Source organism: Leclercia sp. J807 (assembly GCF_009734465.1).
GTDB lineage: Bacteria > Pseudomonadota > Gammaproteobacteria > Enterobacterales > Enterobacteriaceae > Enterobacter.
The window spans coordinates 1,284,164-1,307,504 of sequence record NZ_CP046446.1 but is presented as its reverse complement, the minus strand read 5'-3'; the positions used below and the strand labels follow the sequence as shown (position 1 = coordinate 1,307,504).

General features: G+C 55.1%; 23 protein-coding genes. 22 read left to right on the top strand and 1 reads right to left on the bottom strand.

The window, feature by feature from the left end:
- Window positions 1–35 precede the first annotated feature (35 nt).
- The 9 genes from GNG26_RS06025 (at window position 36) to rihA (ending at window position 8,733) form a co-directional block, all read left to right on the top strand.
- Window positions 36–1,082, top strand: a complete 1,047-nt coding sequence (locus GNG26_RS06025) for a PhoH family protein (RefSeq protein WP_103178684.1) — start codon at window positions 36–38, stop codon at window positions 1,080–1,082.
- Window positions 1,079–1,546 (top strand): rRNA maturation RNase YbeY, encoded by a 468-nt coding sequence (ybeY, locus tag GNG26_RS06020; RefSeq protein ID WP_103823586.1) that lies wholly within the window; start codon window positions 1,079–1,081, stop codon window positions 1,544–1,546. The genes GNG26_RS06025 and ybeY overlap by 4 nt, the downstream gene beginning before the upstream one ends.
- 104 nt (window positions 1,547–1,650) lie before the next feature.
- Entirely contained in the window at window positions 1,651–2,529 is an 879-nt protein-coding gene (gene corC / locus GNG26_RS06015; protein WP_114315621.1) for a CNNM family magnesium/cobalt transport protein CorC, read from the top strand.
- A 5-nt stretch (window positions 2,530–2,534) separates the two neighbouring features.
- Window positions 2,535–4,073 (top strand): apolipoprotein N-acyltransferase, encoded by a 1,539-nt coding sequence (gene lnt, locus GNG26_RS06010; protein ID WP_156238067.1) that lies wholly within the window; start codon window positions 2,535–2,537, stop codon window positions 4,071–4,073.
- Between the two features lie 395 nt (window positions 4,074–4,468).
- Window positions 4,469–5,377: an amino acid ABC transporter substrate-binding protein gene (locus GNG26_RS06005; RefSeq protein ID WP_197080133.1), complete on the top strand. Its 909-nt coding sequence runs from the start codon at window positions 4,469–4,471 to the stop codon at window positions 5,375–5,377.
- A gap of 158 nt (window positions 5,378–5,535) precedes the next feature.
- A complete protein-coding gene (gltJ, locus tag GNG26_RS06000) occupies window positions 5,536–6,276 on the top strand; it encodes a glutamate/aspartate ABC transporter permease GltJ (protein ID WP_103178679.1) in 741 nt (246 codons plus the stop codon).
- The gene (gltK, locus tag GNG26_RS05995; RefSeq protein WP_156238063.1) at window positions 6,276–6,950 is read left to right on the top strand and encodes a glutamate/aspartate ABC transporter permease GltK; all 675 of its coding nucleotides are present in this window, start codon (window positions 6,276–6,278) and stop codon (window positions 6,948–6,950) included. The genes gltJ and gltK overlap by 1 nt, the downstream gene beginning before the upstream one ends.
- Window positions 6,950–7,675: an amino acid ABC transporter ATP-binding protein gene (locus GNG26_RS05990; RefSeq protein ID WP_103823591.1), complete on the top strand. Its 726-nt coding sequence runs from the start codon at window positions 6,950–6,952 to the stop codon at window positions 7,673–7,675. Before gltK ends, GNG26_RS05990 begins: the two co-directional genes overlap by 1 nt.
- Before the next feature lie 122 nt (window positions 7,676–7,797).
- Complete coding sequence (gene rihA, locus GNG26_RS05985; RefSeq protein ID WP_156238061.1) at window positions 7,798–8,733, top strand: pyrimidine-specific ribonucleoside hydrolase RihA; 936 nt, start codon at window positions 7,798–7,800, stop codon at window positions 8,731–8,733.
- Between the two features lie 64 nt (window positions 8,734–8,797).
- Here the strand turns inward: rihA and GNG26_RS05980 are convergent, their stop codons facing one another.
- Window positions 8,798–9,280 carry a zinc ribbon-containing protein gene (locus GNG26_RS05980; protein ID WP_156240142.1) on the bottom strand — a complete coding sequence of 161 codons (483 nt, stop codon included), beginning with the start codon at window positions 9,278–9,280 and terminating at the stop codon, window positions 8,798–8,800.
- A 215-nt stretch (window positions 9,281–9,495) separates the two neighbouring features.
- Here GNG26_RS05980 and leuS point away from each other — a divergent pair, with 215 nt between their 5' ends.
- The 13 genes from leuS to GNG26_RS05915 all read left to right on the top strand — a co-directional run bounded on the left by leuS (window position 9,496) and on the right by GNG26_RS05915 (window position 23,311).
- Window positions 9,496–12,078 (top strand): leucine--tRNA ligase, encoded by a 2,583-nt coding sequence (gene leuS / locus GNG26_RS05975; protein ID WP_147271027.1) that lies wholly within the window; start codon window positions 9,496–9,498, stop codon window positions 12,076–12,078.
- A gap of 14 nt (window positions 12,079–12,092) precedes the next feature.
- A complete protein-coding gene (gene lptE, locus GNG26_RS05970) occupies window positions 12,093–12,671 on the top strand; it encodes an LPS assembly lipoprotein LptE (protein ID WP_103823594.1) in 579 nt (192 codons plus the stop codon).
- On the top strand, window positions 12,671–13,702 hold the full coding sequence (gene holA / locus GNG26_RS05965) for a DNA polymerase III subunit delta (RefSeq protein ID WP_103823595.1): 1,032 nt from the start codon (window positions 12,671–12,673) through the stop codon (window positions 13,700–13,702). The genes lptE and holA overlap by 1 nt, the downstream gene beginning before the upstream one ends.
- 3 nt (window positions 13,703–13,705) lie before the next feature.
- The gene (gene nadD / locus GNG26_RS05960; protein ID WP_156238060.1) at window positions 13,706–14,359 is read left to right on the top strand and encodes a nicotinate-nucleotide adenylyltransferase; all 654 of its coding nucleotides are present in this window, start codon (window positions 13,706–13,708) and stop codon (window positions 14,357–14,359) included.
- A 270-nt stretch (window positions 14,360–14,629) separates the two neighbouring features.
- Window positions 14,630–14,947: a ribosome silencing factor gene (gene rsfS, locus GNG26_RS05955; protein WP_103178668.1), complete on the top strand. Its 318-nt coding sequence runs from the start codon at window positions 14,630–14,632 to the stop codon at window positions 14,945–14,947.
- 3 nt (window positions 14,948–14,950) lie between these two features.
- Window positions 14,951–15,418: a 23S rRNA (pseudouridine(1915)-N(3))-methyltransferase RlmH gene (rlmH, locus tag GNG26_RS05950; RefSeq protein ID WP_103823598.1), complete on the top strand. Its 468-nt coding sequence runs from the start codon at window positions 14,951–14,953 to the stop codon at window positions 15,416–15,418.
- A gap of 30 nt (window positions 15,419–15,448) precedes the next feature.
- On the top strand, window positions 15,449–17,350 hold the full coding sequence (gene mrdA / locus GNG26_RS05945) for a peptidoglycan DD-transpeptidase MrdA (RefSeq protein ID WP_103823599.1): 1,902 nt from the start codon (window positions 15,449–15,451) through the stop codon (window positions 17,348–17,350).
- A 2-nt stretch (window positions 17,351–17,352) separates the two neighbouring features.
- Entirely contained in the window at window positions 17,353–18,465 is a 1,113-nt protein-coding gene (gene mrdB / locus GNG26_RS05940) for a peptidoglycan glycosyltransferase MrdB (RefSeq protein ID WP_103823600.1), read from the top strand.
- 10 nt (window positions 18,466–18,475) lie between these two features.
- Window positions 18,476–19,597, top strand: a complete 1,122-nt coding sequence (gene rlpA / locus GNG26_RS05935) for an endolytic peptidoglycan transglycosylase RlpA (RefSeq protein ID WP_156238059.1) — start codon at window positions 18,476–18,478, stop codon at window positions 19,595–19,597.
- A gap of 138 nt (window positions 19,598–19,735) precedes the next feature.
- Window positions 19,736–20,947 (top strand): D-alanyl-D-alanine carboxypeptidase DacA, encoded by a 1,212-nt coding sequence (dacA, locus tag GNG26_RS05930; RefSeq protein ID WP_103823602.1) that lies wholly within the window; start codon window positions 19,736–19,738, stop codon window positions 20,945–20,947.
- A 107-nt stretch (window positions 20,948–21,054) separates the two neighbouring features.
- Window positions 21,055–21,318 carry a DUF493 family protein YbeD gene (gene ybeD, locus GNG26_RS05925; RefSeq protein ID WP_003022706.1) on the top strand — a complete coding sequence of 88 codons (264 nt, stop codon included), beginning with the start codon at window positions 21,055–21,057 and terminating at the stop codon, window positions 21,316–21,318.
- A gap of 92 nt (window positions 21,319–21,410) precedes the next feature.
- Complete coding sequence (gene lipB, locus GNG26_RS05920) at window positions 21,411–22,052, top strand: lipoyl(octanoyl) transferase LipB (protein ID WP_156238058.1); 642 nt, start codon at window positions 21,411–21,413, stop codon at window positions 22,050–22,052.
- A gap of 305 nt (window positions 22,053–22,357) precedes the next feature.
- Entirely contained in the window at window positions 22,358–23,311 is a 954-nt protein-coding gene (locus GNG26_RS05915) for a YbeF family transcriptional regulator (RefSeq protein ID WP_156238057.1), read from the top strand.
- Window positions 23,312–23,341: the final 30 nt, after the last annotated feature.

Genomic DNA, 23,341 nt, shown 5'->3' with positions numbered 1-23,341 from the left:
TGCCCTATGACACCCGAGACATTAAGAGGAACGGTTTGAATATAGACACACGTGAAATTACCCTTGAGCCAGCAGACAACGCTCGCCTGCTGAGCCTGTGCGGGCCGTTTGATGACAACATCAAACATCTGGAGCGACGTCTGGGTATCGAGATTAATCGTCGCGATAACCAGTTCAAACTCACCGGACGCGCCATTTGCGTTAATGCCGCTGCGGATATTCTCCGTAGTCTGTACGTTGATACCGCGCCGATGCGCGGTGAAACTCAGGATATTGAGCCGGAACAGATCCATCTGGCGATCAAAGAATCACGAGTGCTGGAGCAGAGCGCGGAGAGCGTGCCGGAATTCGGCAAAGCTATCCACATTCAGACCAAGCGTGGCGTCATTAAGCCGCGCACGCCAAACCAGGCGCAGTACATCGCCAATATCCTCGATCATGACATCACCTTCGGCGTCGGCCCGGCAGGTACCGGTAAAACCTACCTTGCGGTGGCTGCTGCCGTGGATGCCCTTGAGCGCCAGGAGATCCGCCGCATTCTGCTCACCCGTCCGGCCGTTGAAGCGGGCGAGAAGCTGGGCTTCCTGCCTGGTGACCTGAGCCAGAAGGTCGATCCTTACCTGCGCCCGCTGTACGATGCGCTGTTTGAGATGCTCGGCTTTGAGAAGGTCGAAAAACTGATTGAACGTAACGTCATCGAAGTGGCTCCGCTGGCCTATATGCGTGGCCGTACTCTGAACGACGCGTTCATCATCCTGGATGAGAGCCAGAACACCACCATCGAACAGATGAAGATGTTCCTGACCCGTATTGGCTTTAACTCCAAAGCGGTGATCACCGGCGATATCACCCAGGTCGACCTGCCACGCAGCACCAAGTCGGGTCTGCGTCACGCTATTGAAGTCCTGTCCGAAGTGGACGAAATCAGCTTCAACTTCTTCCACAGTGAAGACGTGGTGCGCCACCCGGTGGTTGCCCGCATCGTCACGGCGTATGAAGCGTGGGAAGCCGCAGATCAAAAACGTAAAGCAGAACAGGCCGCGGAACGTAAACGCGAAGCCCAGGAGCAAGAGCAGAAATGAGTCAGGTGATCCTCGATTTACAGCTGGCCTGTGAAGACAATTCCGGCCTGCCGGAAGAGAGCCAGTTCCAGGCGTGGCTGAATGCCGTCATCCCGCAGTTTCAGGAAGAGTCAGAAGTCACGATTCGCCTGGTGGATGAAGCAGAAAGCCACGACCTGAACCTGACCTATCGCGGGAAAGATAAGCCAACCAACGTGCTCTCTTTCCCGTTCGAAGCCCCACCGGGTATCGAAATGCCGCTGCTTGGCGATCTGATCATCTGCCGCCAGGTGGTTGAGCAGGAAGCGAAGGAGCAGCAGAAGCCCCTCGAGGCCCACTGGGCGCACATGGTGGTGCACGGCAGCCTGCATCTGCTGGGCTACGACCACATTGAAGATGACGAAGCGGAAGAGATGGAATCCCTTGAGACAGAGATAATGCTTGCTCTGGGCTATGAGGATCCGTACATTGCCGAGAAAGAGTAGTCTGTAGGGCGCGTTTGCGCCTTACTGGCATAATGTGCCGTTGCGTATGACAAAAGTCCGCGACGGCAGTCAACAGACCAACATGAGAACCCTTAACAAACGCCATGAGCGACGACAATTCACACAGTAGCGACACACCAAACAGCAAAAAAGGATTTTTCTCCCTCCTTCTGAGCCAGCTGTTCCACGGTGAACCTAAAAACCGTGATGACCTTCTGGAGCTTATCCGTGACTCCGGGCAGAACGAGCTTATCGATGAAGATACGCGCGAGATGCTTGAAGGGGTAATGGACATCGCCGACCAGCGCGTTCGCGATATCATGATCCCCCGTTCGCAGATGATTACCCTGAAACGTAACCAGACCCTGGATGAGTGCCTCGATGTCATCATCGAATCCGCTCACTCACGTTTCCCGGTGATCAGCGAAGACAAAGACCACATCGAAGGAATTTTGATGGCCAAGGATCTGCTGCCGTTTATGCGCAGCGATGCCGAAGCCTTCAGCATGGAAAAAGTGTTACGTCCGGCGGTAGTGGTCCCGGAAAGCAAGCGGGTAGACCGCATGCTGAAAGAGTTCCGCTCTCAGCGCTACCACATGGCGATTGTTATCGATGAATTTGGCGGTGTTTCGGGCCTGGTCACCATCGAAGATATTCTTGAGCTGATTGTCGGCGAAATTGAAGATGAATATGACGAAGAAGAGGACATCGACTTCCGTCAGTTGAGCCGCCACACCTGGACCGTGCGTGCGCTCGCCCCTATCGAAGATTTCAATGACACCTTCGGCACGCATTTCAGCGATGAAGAGGTGGATACCATCGGTGGTCTGGTGATGCAGGCCTTTGGTCACCTGCCGGCGCGTGGCGAAACCGTGGAAATTGACGGCTATCAGTTCAAGGTGGCGATGGCCGACAGTCGACGTATTATTCAGGTTCATGTCAGAATGCCGGACGATGCTCCGCAACCCACACTGGATGATTGATTTAAATGGCATTTGCCCCCTTGCTTGAACGCCAGCGCATGCGTCTGCTGCTGGCGCTGATCCTCGGAGCCAGCGGTACGCTGGCTTTTTCCCCTTATGACTTCTGGCCAGCGGCCCTCGTCTCCTTGATGGGACTTCAGGGGCTGACCCTTAACCGACGCCCTGTTCAGGCGGCGGCGATTGGCTATTTCTGGGGGCTGGGCCTGTTTGGCTCCGGTATTAACTGGGTTTACGTCAGTATTGCCCAGTTTGGCGGCATGCCAGGCCCGGTGAATGTTTTCCTCGTGGTGCTGCTGGCGGCCTACCTCTCGCTCTACACGGGTCTGTTTGCCGGTATTTTGTCGCGCCTGTGGCCGAAAACCAGCTGGCTGCGGGTGGCGATTGCTGCCCCGGTGGTCTGGCAAATTACCGAGTTCCTGCGCGGCTGGGTGCTGACCGGCTTTCCGTGGCTGCAGTTCGGCTATAGCCAGATAGATGGTCCGCTGAAGGGGCTGGCGCCGGTGATGGGCGTCGAGGCGATCAATTTCCTGCTGATGGTGGTCAGCGGCCTGCTGGTGTTGGCGCTGGTGCAGCGCAACGGGCGAGCGCTGGCAGTCGCTCTGGTCCTTTTTGCCCTGCCTTTCCCGCTGCGTTATATCCATTGGTTCACCCTTGAGCCGGAACGCGCCACCCAGGTGTCGATGGTACAGGGTAATATTCCCCAGTCGCTGAAATGGGATGAAGGTCAGTTGATCAACACCCTGAAAATTTATCTGGATGCCACCCAGAAAGAGATGGGCAAATCCCAGCTGATTATCTGGCCCGAGTCGGCAATCCCGGATCTGGAGATCAACCAGCAGCGTTTTCTGACCATGATGGACGATCTGCTGCGGGCGCGAAACTCCACGCTGATCACCGGTATCGTTGACGCGCGGCTGAACAAGCAGAACCGTTACGATACCTACAACACCATTATCACGCTGGGGAAAGACAATCCGTACAGCTACGAGTCGGCGAACCGCTACAACAAGAATCACCTGGTGCCGTTTGGTGAGTTTGTGCCGCTGGAGTCGATACTGCGCCCGCTGGCGCCGTTCTTCGATCTGCCGATGTCCTCCTTTAGCCGGGGCGCCTACGTTCAGCCTCAACTGAGCGCCCACGGCTTCCTGCTGACCGCCGCCATTTGCTACGAGATTATCCTCGGTGAGCAGGTGCGGGATAATTTCCGTCCGGACACCGACTATCTGCTGACCATCTCCAACGATGCCTGGTTCGGTAAGTCGATTGGTCCGTGGCAGCATTTCCAGATGGCGCGGATGCGCTCCCTGGAGCTGGCGCGCCCTCTGCTGCGCAGCACCAACAACGGCATTACCGCCGTGATTGGTCCGCAGGGTGAAATTCAGGCTATGCTGCCGCAATTCACCCGCGACGTGCTGACGGCGAAGGTCACGCCGACGACCGGGCTGACGCCTTATGCCCGCACCGGCAACTGGCCGCTGTGGATCCTCACCGCACTGTTCGGTTTTGGCGCAGTGCTGATGAGTCTGCGCCAGCGCCGCAAGTAATTCCCTCCCCTCTTTGCCCGGCGGCGCTACGCTTGCCGGGCCTACGATCTTGTAGGCCGGGTAAGGCGAAGCCGACACCCGCCAATTCTCACTGCGACACAATTCTGGCACGGCTATTGCTTTATCTATTTACGTAAACGCGATTTGGCTTACTGTGCAACCCGGTCGCACCAGCGTAGCTCATCAGTAGCACCGAAACGGTGCAACGGAAGATTTATGCCTCTGAATGGTGCGGCGCGCTTCGCAAAAATAAACAATAACGCAGCAAAATCTTTACATTAAGCCAAACTAAATGTTAACAAACAGGTATAACACTGCACTCGTATCGCGCGAGCTATAACAACATCACACCGAATATCAATGCGTCTCTGGCGCTGATAATAAAGGAGTTGGATATGCAATTACGTAAACTGGCCACAGCAATGCTGGTGATGGGATTGTCCGCAGGCGTCGTACACGCTGAAGATGCTGCTCCGGCAGCGGGCGGTACCCTGGAAAAAATCGCGAAAAATGGCGTGATTGTGGTCGGCCACCGTGAATCGTCTGTTCCGTTCTCGTACTACGACAACACGCAAAAAGTCGTGGGCTACTCACAGGCTTACTCCAACGCGATCGTTGACGCGGTGAAGAAAAAGCTCAACAAACCGGATCTGGAAGTGAAGCTGATCCCAATCACTTCACAAAACCGTATTCCGCTGCTGCAGAACGGCACCTTCGATTTTGAATGTGGCTCCACCACCAACAACCTTGAGCGTCAGAAACAAGCTGCCTTCTCCGACACCATCTTCGTCGTCGGTACCCGTCTGCTGACCAAAAAAGGCGGCGAGATTAAAGACTTCGACAATCTGAAAGGCAAAGCGGTGGTTGTGACCTCCGGGACGACCTCTGAAGTGCTGCTGCACAAGCTGAACGAAGAGAAGAAAATGGACATGCGCATCATCAGCGCCAAAGACCATGGTGACTCTTTCCGTACCCTGGAAAGCGGTCGTGCGGTCGCGTTTATGATGGATGATGCCCTGCTGGCGGGTGAACGTGCTAAAGCGAAGAAACCGGATAACTGGGAAATCGTGGGCACCGCGCAATCCAAAGAGGCCTATGGCTGCATGATGCGTAAAGATGACGCGGAATTTAAGAAACTGGTCGATGACACCATCGCTCAGGTTCAGACCTCCGGTGAAGCAGAGAAATGGTTCGATAAGTGGTTTAAAAACCCAATCCCACCAAAAAATCTGAACATGAACTTTGAGCTGTCTGACGACATGAAGGCACTGTTTAAAGAACCGAATGACAAAGCACTTAACTAATTAGAACCACTAAGGGGCGGGACCTCCTGCCCTCTCGATTGTCGGGAAGCGCGGACAGACTAAACGTTGAGTGGTCGTTCCCCACTCAGCGCGAATATTAAAGCTTCTCACCAATCTTCGAGGGTAGCGCTGCTACCCTTTTTTTTCTGGAGTTTACTATGTCAATTGACTGGAACTGGGGCATTTTCCTGCAGCAAGCCCCGTTCGGCAACACCACCTATCTTGGCTGGCTGTGGAGCGGTTTTCAGGTCACGGTCGCACTATCGATCACCGCCTGGATTATTGCGTTTCTTGTCGGCTCGTTGTTCGGTATTTTGCGTACCGTCCCTAACCGTTTTCTCTCATCTATCGGCACCTGCTACGTCGAACTGTTCCGTAACGTTCCGTTAATCGTGCAGTTCTTTACCTGGTATCTGGTCATCCCGGAACTGTTGCCAGAAGATATCGGCATGTGGTTCAAATCGGAACTGGATCCAAACGTGCAGTTCTTTGTCTCCTCGATGCTCTGTCTGGGTCTGTTCACCGCCGCCCGCGTCTGCGAGCAGGTGCGTGCGGCTATCCAGTCTCTGCCACGGGGACAAAAAAATGCGGCGCTGGCGATGGGTCTGACTCTACCGCAGGCTTACCGCTATGTGCTGCTGCCAAACGCCTACCGCGTAATTGTGCCGCCGATGACCTCGGAGATGATGAACCTGGTGAAAAACTCGGCCATCGCCTCCACCATCGGTCTGGTGGATATGGCCGCGCAGGCGGGCAAACTACTGGATTACTCCGCGCACGCGTGGGAATCCTTCACCGCCATTACCCTGGCCTATGTATTGATTAATGCTGTGATTATGCTGGTGATGAACCTGGTTGAACGTAAAGTTCGCCTGCCGGGCAACCTGGGGGGCAAGTAATGTACGAATTTGACTGGAGCTCTATTGTTCCCTCCATGCCCTACCTGATCGATGGCCTGATCATCACGCTGAAGATCACCCTGACGGCGGTGATTATCGGGATTGTCTGGGGCACTCTGCTGGCAGTAATGCGCCTGTCGAGCTTTAAGCCTGTCGCCTGGTTTGCTACCGCCTACGTCAACGTGTTCCGCTCCATCCCGCTGGTGATGGTGCTGCTGTGGTTCTACCTGATCGTGCCCGGATTCCTGCAGAACGTTTTAGGCCTGTCGCCGAAATCCGATATCCGTTTGATCTCGGCGATGGTGGCCTTCTCGATGTTTGAGGCGGCCTACTATTCAGAAATTATTCGTGCCGGGATCCAGAGTATCTCCCGCGGGCAGTCCAGCGCCGCCCTGGCGTTAGGCATGACCCACTGGCAGTCGATGAAGCTCATCATCCTGCCGCAGGCGTTCCGCGCCATGGTTCCGCTGCTGCTCACCCAGGGCATCGTGCTGTTCCAGGATACCTCGCTGGTCTATGTATTGAGCCTGGCAGACTTCTTCCGTACCGCCTCCACCATCGGCGAGCGCGATGGTACCCAGGTTGAGATGATCCTGTTCGCAGGTGCGGTCTATTTTGCAATTAGTTTAAGCGCGTCGCTGTTGGTCAGCTGGCTGAAGAAAAGGACAGTGTAATGATTTCCCTGAAAAATGTTTCTAAATGGTATGGGCACTTTCAGGTGCTGACCGACTGCTCCACGGAAGTGAAAAAGGGCGAAGTGGTAGTGGTGTGCGGGCCGTCCGGCTCGGGTAAATCCACGCTGATCAAAACCGTGAACGGTCTTGAGCCGGTGCAGCAGGGCGAGATCATCGTCAACGGCACCAAGGTGAATGACAAGAAGACCAATCTGGCGAAGCTGCGTTCCAACGTCGGGATGGTGTTCCAGCACTTTGAACTCTTCCCGCATCTGTCGATCATTGAGAACCTGACCCTGGCGCAGGTGAAGGTCCTCAAGCGCGATAAGGCGGCCGCACGTGAGAAAGGGCTGAAACTGCTGGAGCGCGTGGGTCTCTCCGCCCATGCCGATAAATTCCCGGCGCAGCTATCCGGCGGCCAACAGCAGCGCGTGGCGATTGCCCGCGCGCTCTGTATGGATCCCGTCGCGATGCTCTTTGATGAGCCAACATCCGCACTTGACCCGGAGATGATCAATGAAGTGCTGGATGTTATGGTGCAACTGGCGCAGGAAGGGATGACCATGATGGTGGTCACGCACGAAATGGGCTTTGCGCGTAAGGTCGCAAACCGCGTGATCTTTATGGATGAGGGTAAAATCGTCGAGGACTCCGCGAAAGAAGAGTTCTTTAATAACCCGCAGTCTGAACGCGCGAAAGACTTCCTCGCCAAAATCCTGCATTAATCTTCCCGGTGCGCAATCGCTCAGATTGCGCACCGCTTCACGCTTTTTATCTCTTTATCTCGTCTGCCTCTGCCTTCAGCGTTAGCCTTGTCGCCAAACAACACTAAGAAATGGAGATTTCTATGGCACTGCCCATTATCCTCGATTGCGATCCGGGTCATGATGACGCGATAGCACTCGTCCTTGCCCTCGCCTCACCTGAGCTTGACCTCAAGGCTGTAACCTCTTCTGCCGGTAACCAGACTCCTGACAAAACCCTGCGCAATGTGCTGCGCATGCTGACCCTGCTGAAACGCAGCGATATTCCGGTGGCAGGCGGCGCGATTAAGCCCCTGATGCGCGATCTGATCATTGCCGACAATGTACACGGAGAAAGTGGCCTTGACGGCCCTGCCCTGCCCGAGCCAGATTTTGCGCCGCAGGATTGCACGGCAGTGGAGCTGATGGCAAACGTACTGCGCGAAAGCGCCGAGCCGGTGACGCTGGTCTCTACCGGTCCGCAAACCAACGTCGCCCTGCTGCTGAACAGCCACCCGGAGCTGCATGCGAAAATCGCCCGGATTGTGATCATGGGCGGTGCGATGGGGCTGGGTAATTGGACGCCTGCGGCGGAATTCAACATCTTTGTTGACCCAGAGGCAGCCGAGATCGTCTTTCAGTCCGGCATTCCGGTGGTCATGGCCGGGCTGGATGTGACGCATCAGGCACAAATTATGGCGGAAGATATCGAACGTTTTCGCCGGATCGGCAACCCGGTGGCAACCACCGTGGCGGAGCTGCTCGACTTCTTTATGGAGTACCATAAAACCGAGAAGTGGGGTTTCCAGGGGGCACCCTTGCATGACCCTTGTACCATCGCCTGGCTACTGAAACCGGAGATATTTACCACCGTGGAGCGCTGGGTAGGCGTAGAAACGCAGGGGAAATACACTCAGGGAATGACGGTGGTGGACTATTACTTCCTGACGGGTAACAGGCCGAATACCACTGTTATGACAAATATTAACCGCGAAGCCTTTGTGGATTTATTAGCCGAACGGCTGGCGTTTTACGCTTAACGCCATGCACCACCTTTGAACTGAAAAAGCTGGCATCACTGTGCCAGCTTATATTACGACAACATTAGGGTTCAAATGGCCGACGCTGGAACTGATCGTGGCCGCATTTAGGACAGACCGGCAGCATCTCCGGTGTATAAATCGCCATGTGGAAATGGCAGCTCTCGCACACCAGATTCCCCAGCCCGACAACCTCACCGCTGTGATACACCCCGTGGTGGTTCAGATCCTGAAAGACCTCACGCCACTCCAGCTGGGTTTTATCGGTAATGTCCGCCAGCTCCTGCCAGAGGCTCTCTTTAATCACCCGCATAAATACACTGTCGGTGGCCTCGTCCTGGCTTTCGCCATAGCTACGGGCGAACTCTTCCAGATCGCGGCGAACCGCGCGGGTCACCTCTTCCACTTCGGTGCGCGTTAACTCACCCGTCTGCATCACCTTAACGCGTGCATGCTCGACGAGCGCATCAATATCACGCTCACCATTCCGCAGACGTTCTGTCAATGTGGCGACCAGTTCACGGTAAAATTGAGCAACCTTGTTCATCATTTTGCCTCCCGGGTAAGTAAACCTCTCTAATGATAGACCTTATTTGCGCCCCGCTTTGTCAGGTCATCCACACTCTACGTAAATTCCTGCAAGGCGCTTTTAGTGGTAAAGGCTGTTTTGACGCGGGCGTTTGGGCTATGCTATGCGGATCTGAATTACCACATCCATTGGCTACGTTTGTAGCTGTATTGAACACAGGACCACTGGCTGCCATGCAAGAGCAATACCGCCCGGAAGAGATAGAATCGAAAGTCCAGCAACACTGGGACGAGAAGCGCACTTTTGAAGTCACCGAAGACGAGAGCAAAGAGAAGTATTACTGCCTGTCGATGCTTCCCTATCCTTCTGGCCGACTACACATGGGCCACGTGCGTAACTACACCATCGGTGATGTGATCGCCCGTTATCAGCGCATGCTGGGCAAAAACGTCCTGCAGCCAATCGGCTGGGATGCGTTTGGTCTGCCTGCAGAAGGTGCCGCGGTGAAAAACAACACTGCGCCAGCACCATGGACCTACGACAACATCGCCTACATGAAAAACCAGCTCAAGATGCTGGGCTTTGGCTATGACTGGAGCCGCGAGCTGGCGACCTGCACCCCGGAATATTACCGCTGGGAGCAGAAATTCTTCACCGAGCTCTACAAAAAAGGGCTGGTCTACAAAAAAACCTCCGCCGTTAACTGGTGCCCGAACGATCAGACCGTTCTGGCGAACGAACAGGTTATCGACGGTTGTTGCTGGCGCTGCGACACCAAAGTTGAGCGCAAAGAGATCCCGCAGTGGTTTATCAAAATCACCGCTTACGCCGACGAACTGCTGAACGATCTGGATAATCTGGACCACTGGCCAGATACCGTGAAGACCATGCAGCGTAACTGGATCGGTCGCTCTGAAGGGGTAGAGATCACCTTCAACGTTGAAAACTACGATCAGCCGCTGACCGTCTACACCACCCGTCCGGACACCTTCATGGGTGCGACCTACCTGGCCGTGGCCGCAGGTCACCCGCTGGCGCAGAAAGCGGCAGAGAACAACCCGGAACTGGCGACCTTTATCGACGAATGCCGCAACACCAAAGTCGCCGAAGCTGACATGGCAACGATGGAGAAAAAAGGCGTTGCCACCGGTTTCTATGCCAAACACCCACTGACGGGCGAAGCGATCCCGGTCTGGGTCGCCAACTTCGTACTGATGGAATACGGTACTGGCGCGGTGATGGCCGTTCCGGGTCACGATCAGCGCGACTATGAGTTTGCCACCAAATATAACCTGGCGATTAAGCCGGTTATCCTGGCAGCAGATGGCAGCGAGCCTGACCTGTCTGAACAGGCATTGACCGAAAAAGGCACCCTGTTTAACTCCGGTGAATTTAGCGGCCTGAGCTTTGAAGAGGGCTTTAACGCCATTGCTGACAAACTGGCCGCGCTGGGCGTCGGCGAGCGTAAAGTTAACTACCGTCTGCGCGACTGGGGCGTTTCCCGTCAGCGTTACTGGGGTGCGCCAATCCCGATGGTGACGCTGGAAGATGGCACCGTTATGCCAACGCCGGAAGATCAGCTCCCGGTGATCCTGCCGGAAGATGTGGTCATGGACGGCATCACCAGCCCCATCAAAGCCGACCCTGAGTGGGCAAAGACTACCGTAAACGGTATGCCTGCGCTGCGTGAAACCGACACCTTCGACACCTTTATGGAGTCCTCCTGGTACTATGCGCGTTACACCTGCCCGCAGCATCAGGAAGGGATGCTGGATTCCAAAGCCGCAAACTACTGGCTGCCGGTAGATATCTACATTGGCGGTATCGAACACGCCATCATGCACCTGCTCTACTTCCGCTTCTTCCACAAGCTGATGCGCGACGCGGGCCTGGTGAACTCTGACGAGCCAGCAAAACAGCTGCTGTGTCAGGGCATGGTGCTGGCAGATGCCTTCTACTACGTGGGCGCAAACGGCGAACGTAACTGGGTTTCGCCGAAAGACGCGATCGTTGAGCGCGACGAGAAAGGCCGTATCGTGAAGGCGAAGGACGCGGCAGGTCATGAGCTGGTGTACACCGGCATGAGCAAGATGTCCAAGTCTAAAAACAACGGCATCGATCCGCAGGAGATGGTAGAGCGTTACGGCGCGGATACCGTGCGTCTGTTTATGATGTTCGCCTCTCCGGCAGATATGACTCTGGAGTGGCAGGAGTCCGGCGTGGAAGGGGCTAACCGCTTCCTGAAACGTGTCTGGAAACTGGTTTACGAGCATACCGCTCAGGGTGACGCACCGGCACTGAACACCGCGGCGCTGACGGAAGATCAGCAGGCGCTGCGTCGCGATGTGCATAAAACGATTGCCAAAGTGACTGATGATATTGGTCGCCGTCAGACCTTCAATACCGCAATTGCGGCTATTATGGAATTGATGAACAAGCTGGCGAAAGCCCCGCAGGAGGGCGAGCAGGATCGCGCCATCATGCGTGAAGCGCTGCTGGCAGTGGTACGTATGTTGAACCCGTTCACCCCACACGTCAGCTTCACCCTGTGGCAGGAGCTGAACGGCGAAGGCGATATCGACAATGCGCCGTGGCCAGTGGCTGATGAATCCGCAATGGTGGAAAACACCACGCTGGTCGTCGTGCAGGTCAACGGTAAAGTCCGCGGTAAGATTACTGTTCCGGTTGATGCAACCGAAGAGCAGGTCCGCGAGCGTGCTGGCCAGGAAACTCTGGTGGCGAAGTATCTTGATGGCGTTACCGTACGTAAAGTGATCTACGTGCCTGGTAAACTGCTGAACCTGGTCGTTGGCTAAGCGCGGGAGGAAGCGTGCGACAACTGGCAACATTACTGTTATCGCTGGCGGTGCTGGTCACCGCCGGATGTGGCTGGCATCTGCGTAACACCACACAGGTGCCGGAGCAGATGAAAACGATGATTTTCGATTCGGGCGATCCAAATGGTCCGCTTAGCCGTGCCATTCGTAACCAGCTGCGTCTTAATGGCGTTGAACTGATCGAAAAAGGTACGCTGCGCCAGGACATCCCATCGTTCCGCATCCTGAGCTCTACCCTGAGCCAGGATACCGCCTCCATCTTCCAGGATGGTCGTACTGCGGAATACCAGATGGTGATGGAAGTGCACGCTGCGGTACTGATCCCGGGTAGCGATATTTACCCTATCAGCACCAAGGTCTACCGTTCGTTCTTCGATAACCCGCAGACGGCACTGGCGAAAGACGCAGAGCAGACCATTATCATCAACGAAATGTACGACAAGGCGGCGGAACAGCTGATCCGTAAGCTGCCGAGCGTCCAGACTGCTGAAAAAGAGAATGACCTGAAAGCTCAGCCTGCTGCTCAGCCAACGGCATCCTCCTCGCGCGTCTCCACGACGCTGGGTCAGTAATGCTCAGGTTGTACCCTGAACAACTCCGCGCGCAGCTTAATGAAGGGCTGCGCGCGGCGTATCTGCTTCTCGGAAACGATCCGCTGCTGCTCCAGGAAAGCCAGGACGCCGTGCGTCACTTTGCGGCCTCTCAGGGCTTTGAGGAGCACCACAGTTTCACTCTGGATAACAGCACCGACTGGCAGGAGATTTTCTCCCTTTGCCAGGCCATGAGCCTGTTTGCTGCCCGGCAAACGCTGCTTATCCAGCTCCCGGAAAACGGCCCTAACGCGGCTATCAACGAACAGCTTGCCACGCTGGTTAGCCTGCTGCACAGCGATCTGCTGCTGATCGTTCGCGGCAACAAACTGACCAAAGCGCAGGAAAATGCCGCCTGGTTTACGGCACTGGCAAACCATTCGGTGCTGGTGACCTGCCAGACACCGGAGCAGGCGCATCTGCCCAAATGGGTGGCGGCCCGGGCAAAGCAGCGCAATCTGCAGCTGGATGACGCGGCCAATCAGCTCCTTTGTTACTGTTACGAAGGCAATCTGCTGGCACTGGCCCAGGCCCTGGAGCGGCTGGCGCTGCTCTGGCCCGATGGCAAACTGACCTTACCGCGCGTTGAGCAGGCAGTTAACGACGCGGCGCACTTTACCCCTTTCCACTGGGTCGATGCCCTGCTGTCCGCTAAGAGCAAACGCGCTCTGCATATCCTGCAGCAGTTGCGTCTCGAAGGCAGCGAGCCGGTGATTCTGCTGCGAACCTTACAGCGGGAACTGCTGCTGCTGGTGACGCTTAAACGTCAGTCAGCGCATACGCCTTTGCGCGCGCTGTTTGATAAACACCGGGTCTGGCAGAACCGCCGCGTTATGACCACCGAAGCCCTGAACCGGCTGAGTCCGGAACAGCTGCGCCAGGCCGTTCAGCTTCTGACGCGCACCGAACTGACCCTGAAGCAGGATTACGGTCAGTCGATCTGGTCTGAGCTGGAAAGTCTCTCGCTGCTGCTGTGCCACAAGGCGCTGGCGGACATTTTTATAGAAGGGTAAGAGATGCATTCTCTACAGGCACTCTATGGCGGCACTTTTGACCCGGTACATTACGGGCATCTGAAACCGGTCGAGATCCTGGCCAACCAGATTGGCCTGCAGCGTGTCACTATTATGCCGAACAATGTGCCGCCGCATCGCCCGCAGCCCGAGGCCACCCCCGCCCAGCGCAAACAGATGCTGGAGCTGGCGATCGCCGATAAACCGCTGTTTGTTCTTGATGAGCGCGAGCTGCGCCGGGATAGCCCTTCCTATACGGCACAGACGCTAGAGGAGTGGCGACGCGAACAGGGGCCGGAGAAGCCGCTGGCCTTTATTATCGGCCAGGACTCGCTGCTCAATTTCCCGAGCTGGTATCAGTACGAAACAATCCTTGATAACAGCCATTTAATCGTCTGCCGTCGGCCAGGCTATCCCCTGGCGATGAAAGAGGAGCAGCATCAGCTGTGGCTGGAACAGCATCTCACTTATCAATCTGAAGATCTGCACAACCAGCCTGCCGGCAAAATTTACCTCGCGGAGACGCCCTGGTTTGATATCTCAGCCACGCTTATCCGCCAGCGCCTGCAGCAGGGTCTCCCCTGCGATGAGATGTTACCGATGCCGGTGTTGCGTTATATTCAACAGCAGGGGTTGTATCAGAAAAGCAGCAACTGACTGGCGCCCGGGAGAAAAAGCGCGCCATTCGCGCTCTCGCCATTGACACCCCCGTCAAGGCTGATATCCTCCGCTGCCAGACTTCCCGCCAGCACTGTTTTACAAAAACTGTTTTACAAAAATGGCGATGCAATCTTCGGCTGAGGGTGGGATGATACCCGCCTTCTCATGCCCGTCCGGTGACATTTGTCCCGACACTGCAGCCAGTTCAGGTATACTGTCTGGCTACGAATTTATAGTTGTTCAATCTCACTCTCCCAGGGGGAAAACTTGCAGGGTAAAGCACTCCAGGATTTTGTTATCGACAAAATTGATGATCTGAAAGGTCAGGACATCATTGCCATCGACGTTCAGGGCAAATCAAGCATCACCGATTGCATGATTATCTGCACCGGCACTTCTACGCGCCATGTTGCCTCCATCGCCGATCATGTGGTTCAGGAGTCTCGCGCTGCCGGCATGATGCCGCTCGGCGTTGAAGGCGAAGCGACCGCTGACTGGGTCGTTGTTGACCTTGGCGATGTGATTGTCCACGTCATGCAGGAAGAGAGCCGTCGCCTGTATGAACTGGAAAAACTCTGGGGTTAATGCGTGAAGCTGCAACTGGTAGCCGTCGGTACAAAAATGCCCGACTGGGTACAAACGGGGTTTACTGAATATCTGCGTCGTTTTCCAAAAGACATGCCGTTCGAGCTGGTGGAGATCCCTGCTGGCAAACGCGGTAAAAACGCGGATATCAAACGTATTCTCGATAAAGAGGGTGAGCAGATGCTGGCTGCTGCCGGTAAAAACCGCATCGTCACTCTCGATATTCCGGGCAAACCCTGGGATACGCCGCAACTGGCGGTTGAGCTGGAACGCTGGAAACAGGACGGTCGCGACGTCAGCCTGTTAATTGGCGGACCGGAGGGATTATCCCCCGCTTGCAAAGCGGCAGCAGAACAGAGTTGGTCTCTCTCCGCGCTGACGCTCCCCCACCCGCTGGTTCGGGTTCTGGTTGCTGAAAGCCTCTATCGCGCGTGGAGCATCACAACCAACCACCCTTATCACCGTGAGTAATGATTAAGTCCTGGATAAATTAAGCAGCGGATGAAACTACAGAATTCTTTTCGCGACTATACGGCTGAGTCCGCGCTGTTTGTGCGCCGGGCGCTGGTCGCCTTTTTGGGGATTTTGCTGCTGACTGGCGTGCTGATCGCCAACCTCTATAATCTGCAGATTGTCCGTTTTACCGATTACCAGACCCGCTCCAACGAAAACCGCATCAAACTTGTTCCTATCGCCCCCAGTCGCGGCATCATCTATGACCGCAACGGTACGCCGCTGGCGCTGAACCGCACCATCTACCAGATTGAAATGATGCCGGAGAAGGTCGATAACGTGCAGCAGACGCTTGATGCACTGCGCAGCGTGGTTGATCTCACTGATGACGATATCGCCGCCTTCAAAAAAGAGCGCTCGCGTTCGCACCGCTTTACGTCGATCCCGGTCAAAACCAACCTCACCGAAGTGCAGGTGGCCCGCTTCGCCGTGAACCAGTACCGCTTCCCCGGCGTGGAAGTTAAAGGCTACAAGCGCCGCTTCTATCCGTACGGCTCTGCCCTGACCCACGTTATCGGCTATGTCTCTAAAATCAACGATAAAGATGTCGACAGGCTGGATAAAGATGGCAAGCTCGCCAACTATGCGGCAACGCACGATATCGGCAAGCTGGGTATTGAGCGTTATTACGAAGACGTTCTCCACGGCCAGACCGGTTACGAAGAAGTTGAAGTTAACAACCGGGGAAGAGTGATCCGCCAGCTGAAAGAGGTGCCGCCGCAGGCCGGACATGACATCTATCTGACGCTGGATCTTAAACTCCAGCAGTATATCGAAACCCTGCTGGCTGGCAGCCGTGCGGCGGTGATTGTCACCGATCCGCGCACCGGCAGCATTCTGTCGCTGGTTTCAACCCCAAGCTATGACCCGAACCTGTTTGTGGATGGCATCTCCAGCAAAGACTATTCTGGCCTGCTCAACGACCCGAATACGCCGCTGGTCAACCGCGCGACCCAGGGGGTTTATCCGCCTGCTTCAACAGTGAAACCGTACGTGGCGGTCTCTGCCCTGAGCGCCGGGGTAATCACCCGCAACACCGGCCTCTTCGACCCGGGCTGGTGGCAGCTGCCGGGCTCTGAAAAACGCTACCGTGACTGGAAGAAGTGGGGTCACGGGCATCTGAACGTCACCAAATCGCTGGAGGAGTCGGCAGATACCTTCTTCTACCAGGTGGCCTACGATATGGGCATCGACCGTCTCTCGGAATGGATGGGCAAATTTGGCTATGGCCATTACACCGGTATCGACCTGGCCGAAGAGCGTTCCGGTAACATGCCAACCCGCGAATGGAAGCTGAAACGCTTTAAAAAGCCGTGGTATCAGGGTGATACCATTCCGGTAGGCATCGGCCAGGGCTACTGGACCGCGACCCCGATCCAGATGAATAAAGCGCTGATGATCCTTATCAACGACGGGGTGGTGAAAGTGCCGCACCTGCTGATGAGCACCGTCGAAGATGGCAAAAAAGTGCCGTGGGCGCAGCCCCATGAACCGCCGGTGGGAGACATTCACTCCGGTTACTGGGAAATTGCCAAAGACGGGATGTACGGCGTCGCCAACCGCGCGAACGGTACAGCGCATAAATATTTTGCCGGCGCACCGTACAAAATTGCAGCGAAATCCGGTACCGCGCAGGTCTTCGGCCTGAAGGCAAACGAAACCTATAACGCACACAAAATTGCTGAACGTCTGCGTGACCATAAGCTGATGATTGCGTTTGCCCCTTATGAGAACCCACAGGTTGCCGTGTCGATCATTCTGGAAAACGGCGGTGCCGGCCCGGCGGTCGGCACCATTATGCGCCAGATCCTTGACCACATTATGCTGGGTGACAACAACACTGACCTGCCGAGCGAGAGCCCGGCTGCCGCCGGCGCGGAGGACCAATAATCGTGACGGATAATCCGAATAAAAAATCGCTGTGGGACAAGATCCACATCGACCCGGCCATGCTGCTGATCCTGCTGGCGCTGCTGGTTTATAGCGCCCTGGTCATCTGGAGCGCCAGCGGCCAGGACCTCGGGATGACTGAACGCAAGATCGGCCAGATCACCATGGGCCTGGTGATCATGGTAGTGATGGCGCAGATCCCGCCGCGCGTCTACGAAGGCTGGGCGCCCTATCTCTATATCTTCTGTATTATTCTGCTGGTTGCGGTCGATGCGTTCGGGGCGATTTCGAAAGGCGCGCAGCGCTGGCTCGACCTCGGTATCGTGCGCTTCCAGCCCTCGGAGATTGCGAAAATCGCCGTCCCGTTGATGGTGGCACGCTTCATTAACCGTGACGTCTGCCCGCCGTCGCTGAAAAATACCGGTATTGCGCTGGTGCTGATTTTCCTGCCGACGCTGCTGGTTGCGGCGCAGCCAGACCTCGGTACCTCAATTCTGATCGCCCTCTCTGGCCTGTTTGTGCTGTTCCTTTCCGGCCTGAGCTGGCGGCTTATCGGCATTGCAGTGGTGCTGGTCGCCGCCTTTATCCCGATTCTGTGGTTCTTCCTGATGCACGATTATCAGCGCCAGCGCGTCATGATGCTGCTGGATCCGGAGAGCGACCCGCTCGGGGCAGGCTATCATATAATACAGTCGAAGATTGCAATCGGCTCTGGCGGCCTGCGCGGTAAGGGCTGGCTGCACGGTACACAGTCGCAGCTTGAGTTCCTGCCTGAACGTCACACCGACTTTATCTTTGCGGTGCTGGCCGAAGAGTTAGGGCTGGTGGGGATTCTGATTCTGCTGGCACTCTACCTGCTGTTGATCATGCGTGGATTGTGGATAGCCGCCCGGGCGCAAACCACCTTTGGCCGCGTGATGGCCGGTGGCTTGATGTTGATTTTATTCGTTTATGTTTTCGTAAATATTGGTATGGTGAGCGGTATTCTGCCGGTGGTAGGCGTACCGCTTCCCCTGGTGAGTTACGGAGGCTCGGCCCTGATTGTTCTGATGGCCGGGTTCGGGATCGTCATGTCGATCCACACACACAGAAAAATGTTGTCAAAAAGCGTATAAGGGGCACGCAATGCGTAAGCAGTGGTCTGGGATCTGCATCGCAGTGAGTTTACTGGCAGCCTGTACAAGTGACGATGGTCAGCAGCAAGCGACCGTCGCACCGCCGCAGCCGGCAGTATGTAATGGTCCGGTGGTTGAGATCAGCGGAGCCGATCCGCGTTTTGAACCGCTCAGCGCTACCGCGAACCAGGATTACGAGCGAGACGGTAAAAGCTACAAAATCGTCCAGGATCTTTCCCGCTTCAGTCAGGCAGGCCTGGCGGCTATTTATGATGCCGAGCCAGGAAGCAACCTGACCGCATCCGGTGAAGTGTTTGATCCAATGCAGCTTACGGCTGCGCATCCGACCCTGCCGATCCCGAGCTATGCGCGTATTACCAACCTGGCGAATGGCCGGATGATCGTGGTGCGTATTAATGACCGGGGCCCTTACGGCAACGATCGCGTCATCTCGCTTTCGCGCGCCGCGGCCGACCGCCTGAACACGTCAAACAACACCAAAGTGCGGATCGACCCGATTATTGTCGCCCAGGACGGCTCGCTCTCCGGCCCGGGTATGGCATGTACTACCGTGGCAAAACAGACTTATGCCCTGCCCGCGCGTCCCGATCTGAGCGGCGGTATGGGTAGCGCGTCGTCCGTTTCCGAACCTGCGCCGCAGGGTGACGTGCGCCCCATCAGTAACGATACGCTGAAAAGCGAAGACACCATGGGCGCACCGGTCAGCAGCAGCGGTTTCCTCGGCGCACCCACCACGCTTGCGCCAGGTGTACTGGAAGGCAGCGAACCGCCAGCGCCACAGCCGGTCGTCACCGCGCCGGTGAACCAGACAGCTCCGGTTACTGCGCCAGTTTCCGCTCCGACTCAGGCGCCGGTTACGGCCCCCGTTTCCGCCCCTGTCCAGGCCGGTGGCTTTGTCGTGCAGGTTGGCGCAGTCAGCGATCAGGCACGTGCGCAGCAGTATCAGCAGCGTCTCGGCCAGCAGTTTGGCGTTCCGGGTCGCGTTGAGCAAAATGGCGCAGTCTGGCGTATCCAGTTAGGCCCGTTTGCCAGCAAATCTGAAGCCGCTGCGTTGCAGCAGCGCCTGCAGAATGAGGCGCAGTTACAATCGTTTATTGCTGTTGCAAAATGATAATCGGCGGTATCCGAATTGTCAGTATTTGTCATGTTGATACACATTCTCATGCTGAAAGTCGGATGCCTGCCTGTATAGCATTTGCTATAGTAAGGCACTTTTTTTAATTCCATCACGGATGTCGTTGTTCTGACCATGAAGACCACTTTCTCCGCTCGTTTTATGCAGCGCATGGCGCTCACTACGGCGCTTTGCGCAGCCACGCTCTCCGTTGCTCACGCCGATGACCTGAATATCAAGACCATGATCCCGGGCGTTCCGCAGATCGACGCGGAATCCTACATCCTGATCGACTACAACTCCGGCAAAGTGTTGGCTGAACAGAACGCTGATGCACGACGCGATCCGGCCAGCCTGACCAAAATGATGACCAGCTATGTCATCGGTCAGGCCATGAAAGCAGGCAAATTCAAAGAGACCGACCTGGTCACCATCGGTAACGATGCGTGGGCCACTGGCAACCCGGTATTTAAGGGCTCATCTTTGATGTTCCTGAAACCGGGTATGCAGGTTCCTGTCTCTCAGCTGATCCGCGGCATCAACCTGCAGTCCGGTAACGACGCCTGCGTGGCGATGGCAGACTTTGCCGCTGGCAGCCAGGATGCCTTCGTCGGCTTGATGAACAGCTACGTGAGCGCACTGGGTCTGAAAAATAGCCACTTCCAGACGGTTCACGGCCTGGATGCTGAAGGTCAGTACAGCTCTGCGCGCGATATGGCGCTGATTGGTCAGGCGCTGATCCGTGACGTTCCGAACGAATACACCATCTATAAAGAGAAAGAGTTCACCTTTAACGGTATTCGTCAGACCAACCGTAACGGCCTGCTGTGGGACAACAGCCTGAACGTTGACGGCATCAAAACTGGCCACACTGAAAAAGCCGGTTACAACCTGGTCGCTTCTGCTACTGAAGGCCAGATGCGCCTGATCTCTGCCGTGATGGGCGGTCGTACCTTTAAAGGACGCGAGGCCGAGAGCAAGAAGCTGCTGACCTGGGGCTTCCGCTTCTTCGAAACCGTGAATCCGCTGAAAGCAGGTAAAGAGTTTGCTTCTGAACCGGTCTGGTTCGGGGATAACGATCGTGCCTCCCTGGGTGTTGATAAAGATCTCTACCTGACCATCCCACGCGGTCGTATGAAAGACCTGAAGGCCAGCTATGTGCTGAACGCCAGCGAGCTGCACGCCCCGCTGAAGAAAAACCAGGTTGTCGGCACCATCAACTTCCAGCTCGATGGTAAAACCATCGATCAGCGCCCACTGGTGGTGCTGGATGAAATCCCTGAAGGCAATTTCTTCGGCAAAATCATTGATTACATTAAATTGATGTTCCATCACTGGTTTGGTTAAGAATTGAACACTTGAAAGTGTGATTTCTGTCCCCATATACTATGTAACCTGATAACTCCCACCTGATGTGGGAGTTATTATTTTTTTGACGTACTGCCGGAGCTCCCATGAAAACCAAACTTAACGAACTGCTTGAATTCCCTACTCCTTTTACTTACAAAGTAATGGGGCAGGCGTTGCCTGAGCTGGTTGATCAGGTGGTTGAGGTGGTACAGCGCCATGCGCCAGGTGACTACTCTCCGACGGTGAAACCAAGCAGCAAAGGTAACTACCACTCCGTGTCTATCACCATCACGGCGACGCATATTGAACAAGTCGAGACCCTGTACGAAGAGCTCGGCAATATCGATATCGTTCGTATGGTGCTGTAACGCCTTTCGGTTACCCGCATCGCCGGGTAACCTGCTTCCCCTCTGTGATATACTCCCCGCTACAGTTTGTTCCTTCGTTCGGAGAGATCGTTTTGTATCAGGACACCCTTCTCGTTCGCCAGCTTGGGCTGCAGCCCTATGAGCCTGTCTCCCAGGCTATGCATGAATTTACTGACAAACGTGACGAGAACACGCCGGATGAGATCTGGCTGGTAGAGCATCCCCCCGTCTTTACCCAGGGCCAGGCAGGCAAAGCTGAGCATCTGTTGATGCCTGGCGATATTCCGGTTATCCAGAGCGATCGTGGCGGGCAGATCACCTATCACGGGCCGGGTCAGCAGGTGATGTATGTTCTGCTCAACCTGAAACGCAGGAAGCTCGGCGTGCGCGAGCTGGTAACGCTGCTGGAACAGACGGTGGTTAACACGCTGGCTGAATTTGACATTGAAGCCCACCCGCGGCCAGACGCCCCCGGCGTCTATGTCGGTGAAAAAAAAATATGTTCACTCGGTCTGCGCATTCGTAAAGGGTGCTCTTTTCACGGTCTGGCATTAAACATCAATATGGATCTTTCGCCTTTCCAGCGCATTAACCCTTGTGGTTATGCGGGAATGGAAATGGCGCAAATGCGCCAGTGGGTTGAGGACATTACGCCTGAGATTGCGCGTCCACATTTGGTAAACTCTTTTTTAGCACTGCTAAACAATCCACCACACAAATATATTACTGCTTAATTCTCTTCCCCTTCTGGCTCATTTATTGGATGAGCCATTCTTATTTCATACCATTTATCCTTTACAACAATCCCTGATTTCTATATTTTCAAAAAGCCTGCAACACGTCTGCATATTCGCGTTTCACCTGTTTTCCAGCGTCGGCATGGCCAGCAAACTGGCGCAATTACGCCCGAACAAAAATCATACAATTCAAGGAGTTAATTTAAAAAACTCCAATTATTTTAAGCAGTTTACCCATATCAATAAGCACATTATTTAAATTCAACTATTATTTATATCGTGAATAAATACGGAGGGATAGCGTGGATAATAATAAACTTCCAGAAAAGCGCTTGAGTGAAACCGGAAGTGATGCAAAACCGCAAATTTTTCGGACTTTACGTAATATCGATCTCAACTTATTGACGATTTTTGAGGCGGTATATGTTCATAAGGGGATCGTTAATGCTGCGAAAATTCTGAACCTCACTCCCTCGGCAATTAGTCAATCCATTCAAAAATTACGGACAATTTTTCCCGCTCCCCTGTTTATTCGTAAAGGCCAGGGCGTAACGCCTACCGCCTATGCCACCCACCTGCATGAGTACATTAGCCAGGGGCTGGAATCCATTCTCGGCGCGCTGGATTTAACCGGCAGCTACGATAAGCAGCGCATCATCACTATTGGTACGACCCCCTCCGTGGGTGCCCTGGTGATGCCGATGATCTACCATGCCGTGAAGACCCACGCGCCACAGTTGATGCTGCGTAATATCCCGGTCAATGACGCCGAGGCACAGCTCAGCCAGTTTCAGACCGACCTTATCGTGGACAGCAACGCCCTCAACGCCCGGGCCTTAAGCCGTGATGTGCTTTTTGCGGATAAGCTGCTTTTGGTCTGTCGTAAAAATCACCCGGCATTGCACGAACCTGCCACGGTTGAAAATCTCCAGCGCTACGAGCAAACGCTGCTGCTGATGGAGGGTCAAAATCTCAACGGGCTGCGCCAGCGCATTAATGACATTTTCCCGGAACGTCTGGTCAATTTTAGCAGTTACAATATTTTTACCATTGCTGCACTGATTGGCAGCAGCGACCTGCTGGGCATCATCCCGGAGCGCCTGTTTGACCAGGTTCGTCAATGCTGGCCGGTGGACCAGATCCCCTTTGCCCCGCTCAATGCTGAATCCGTTGAAATCTCGCTGTATTACAACAAGCTGAGCCTGCGGGATCCGGTCCTTGAAAATATGATTACTATCATCCGCCAGGCTTTTTGAGCCTCAATCTAATCTGTAAAACCGGGTTAT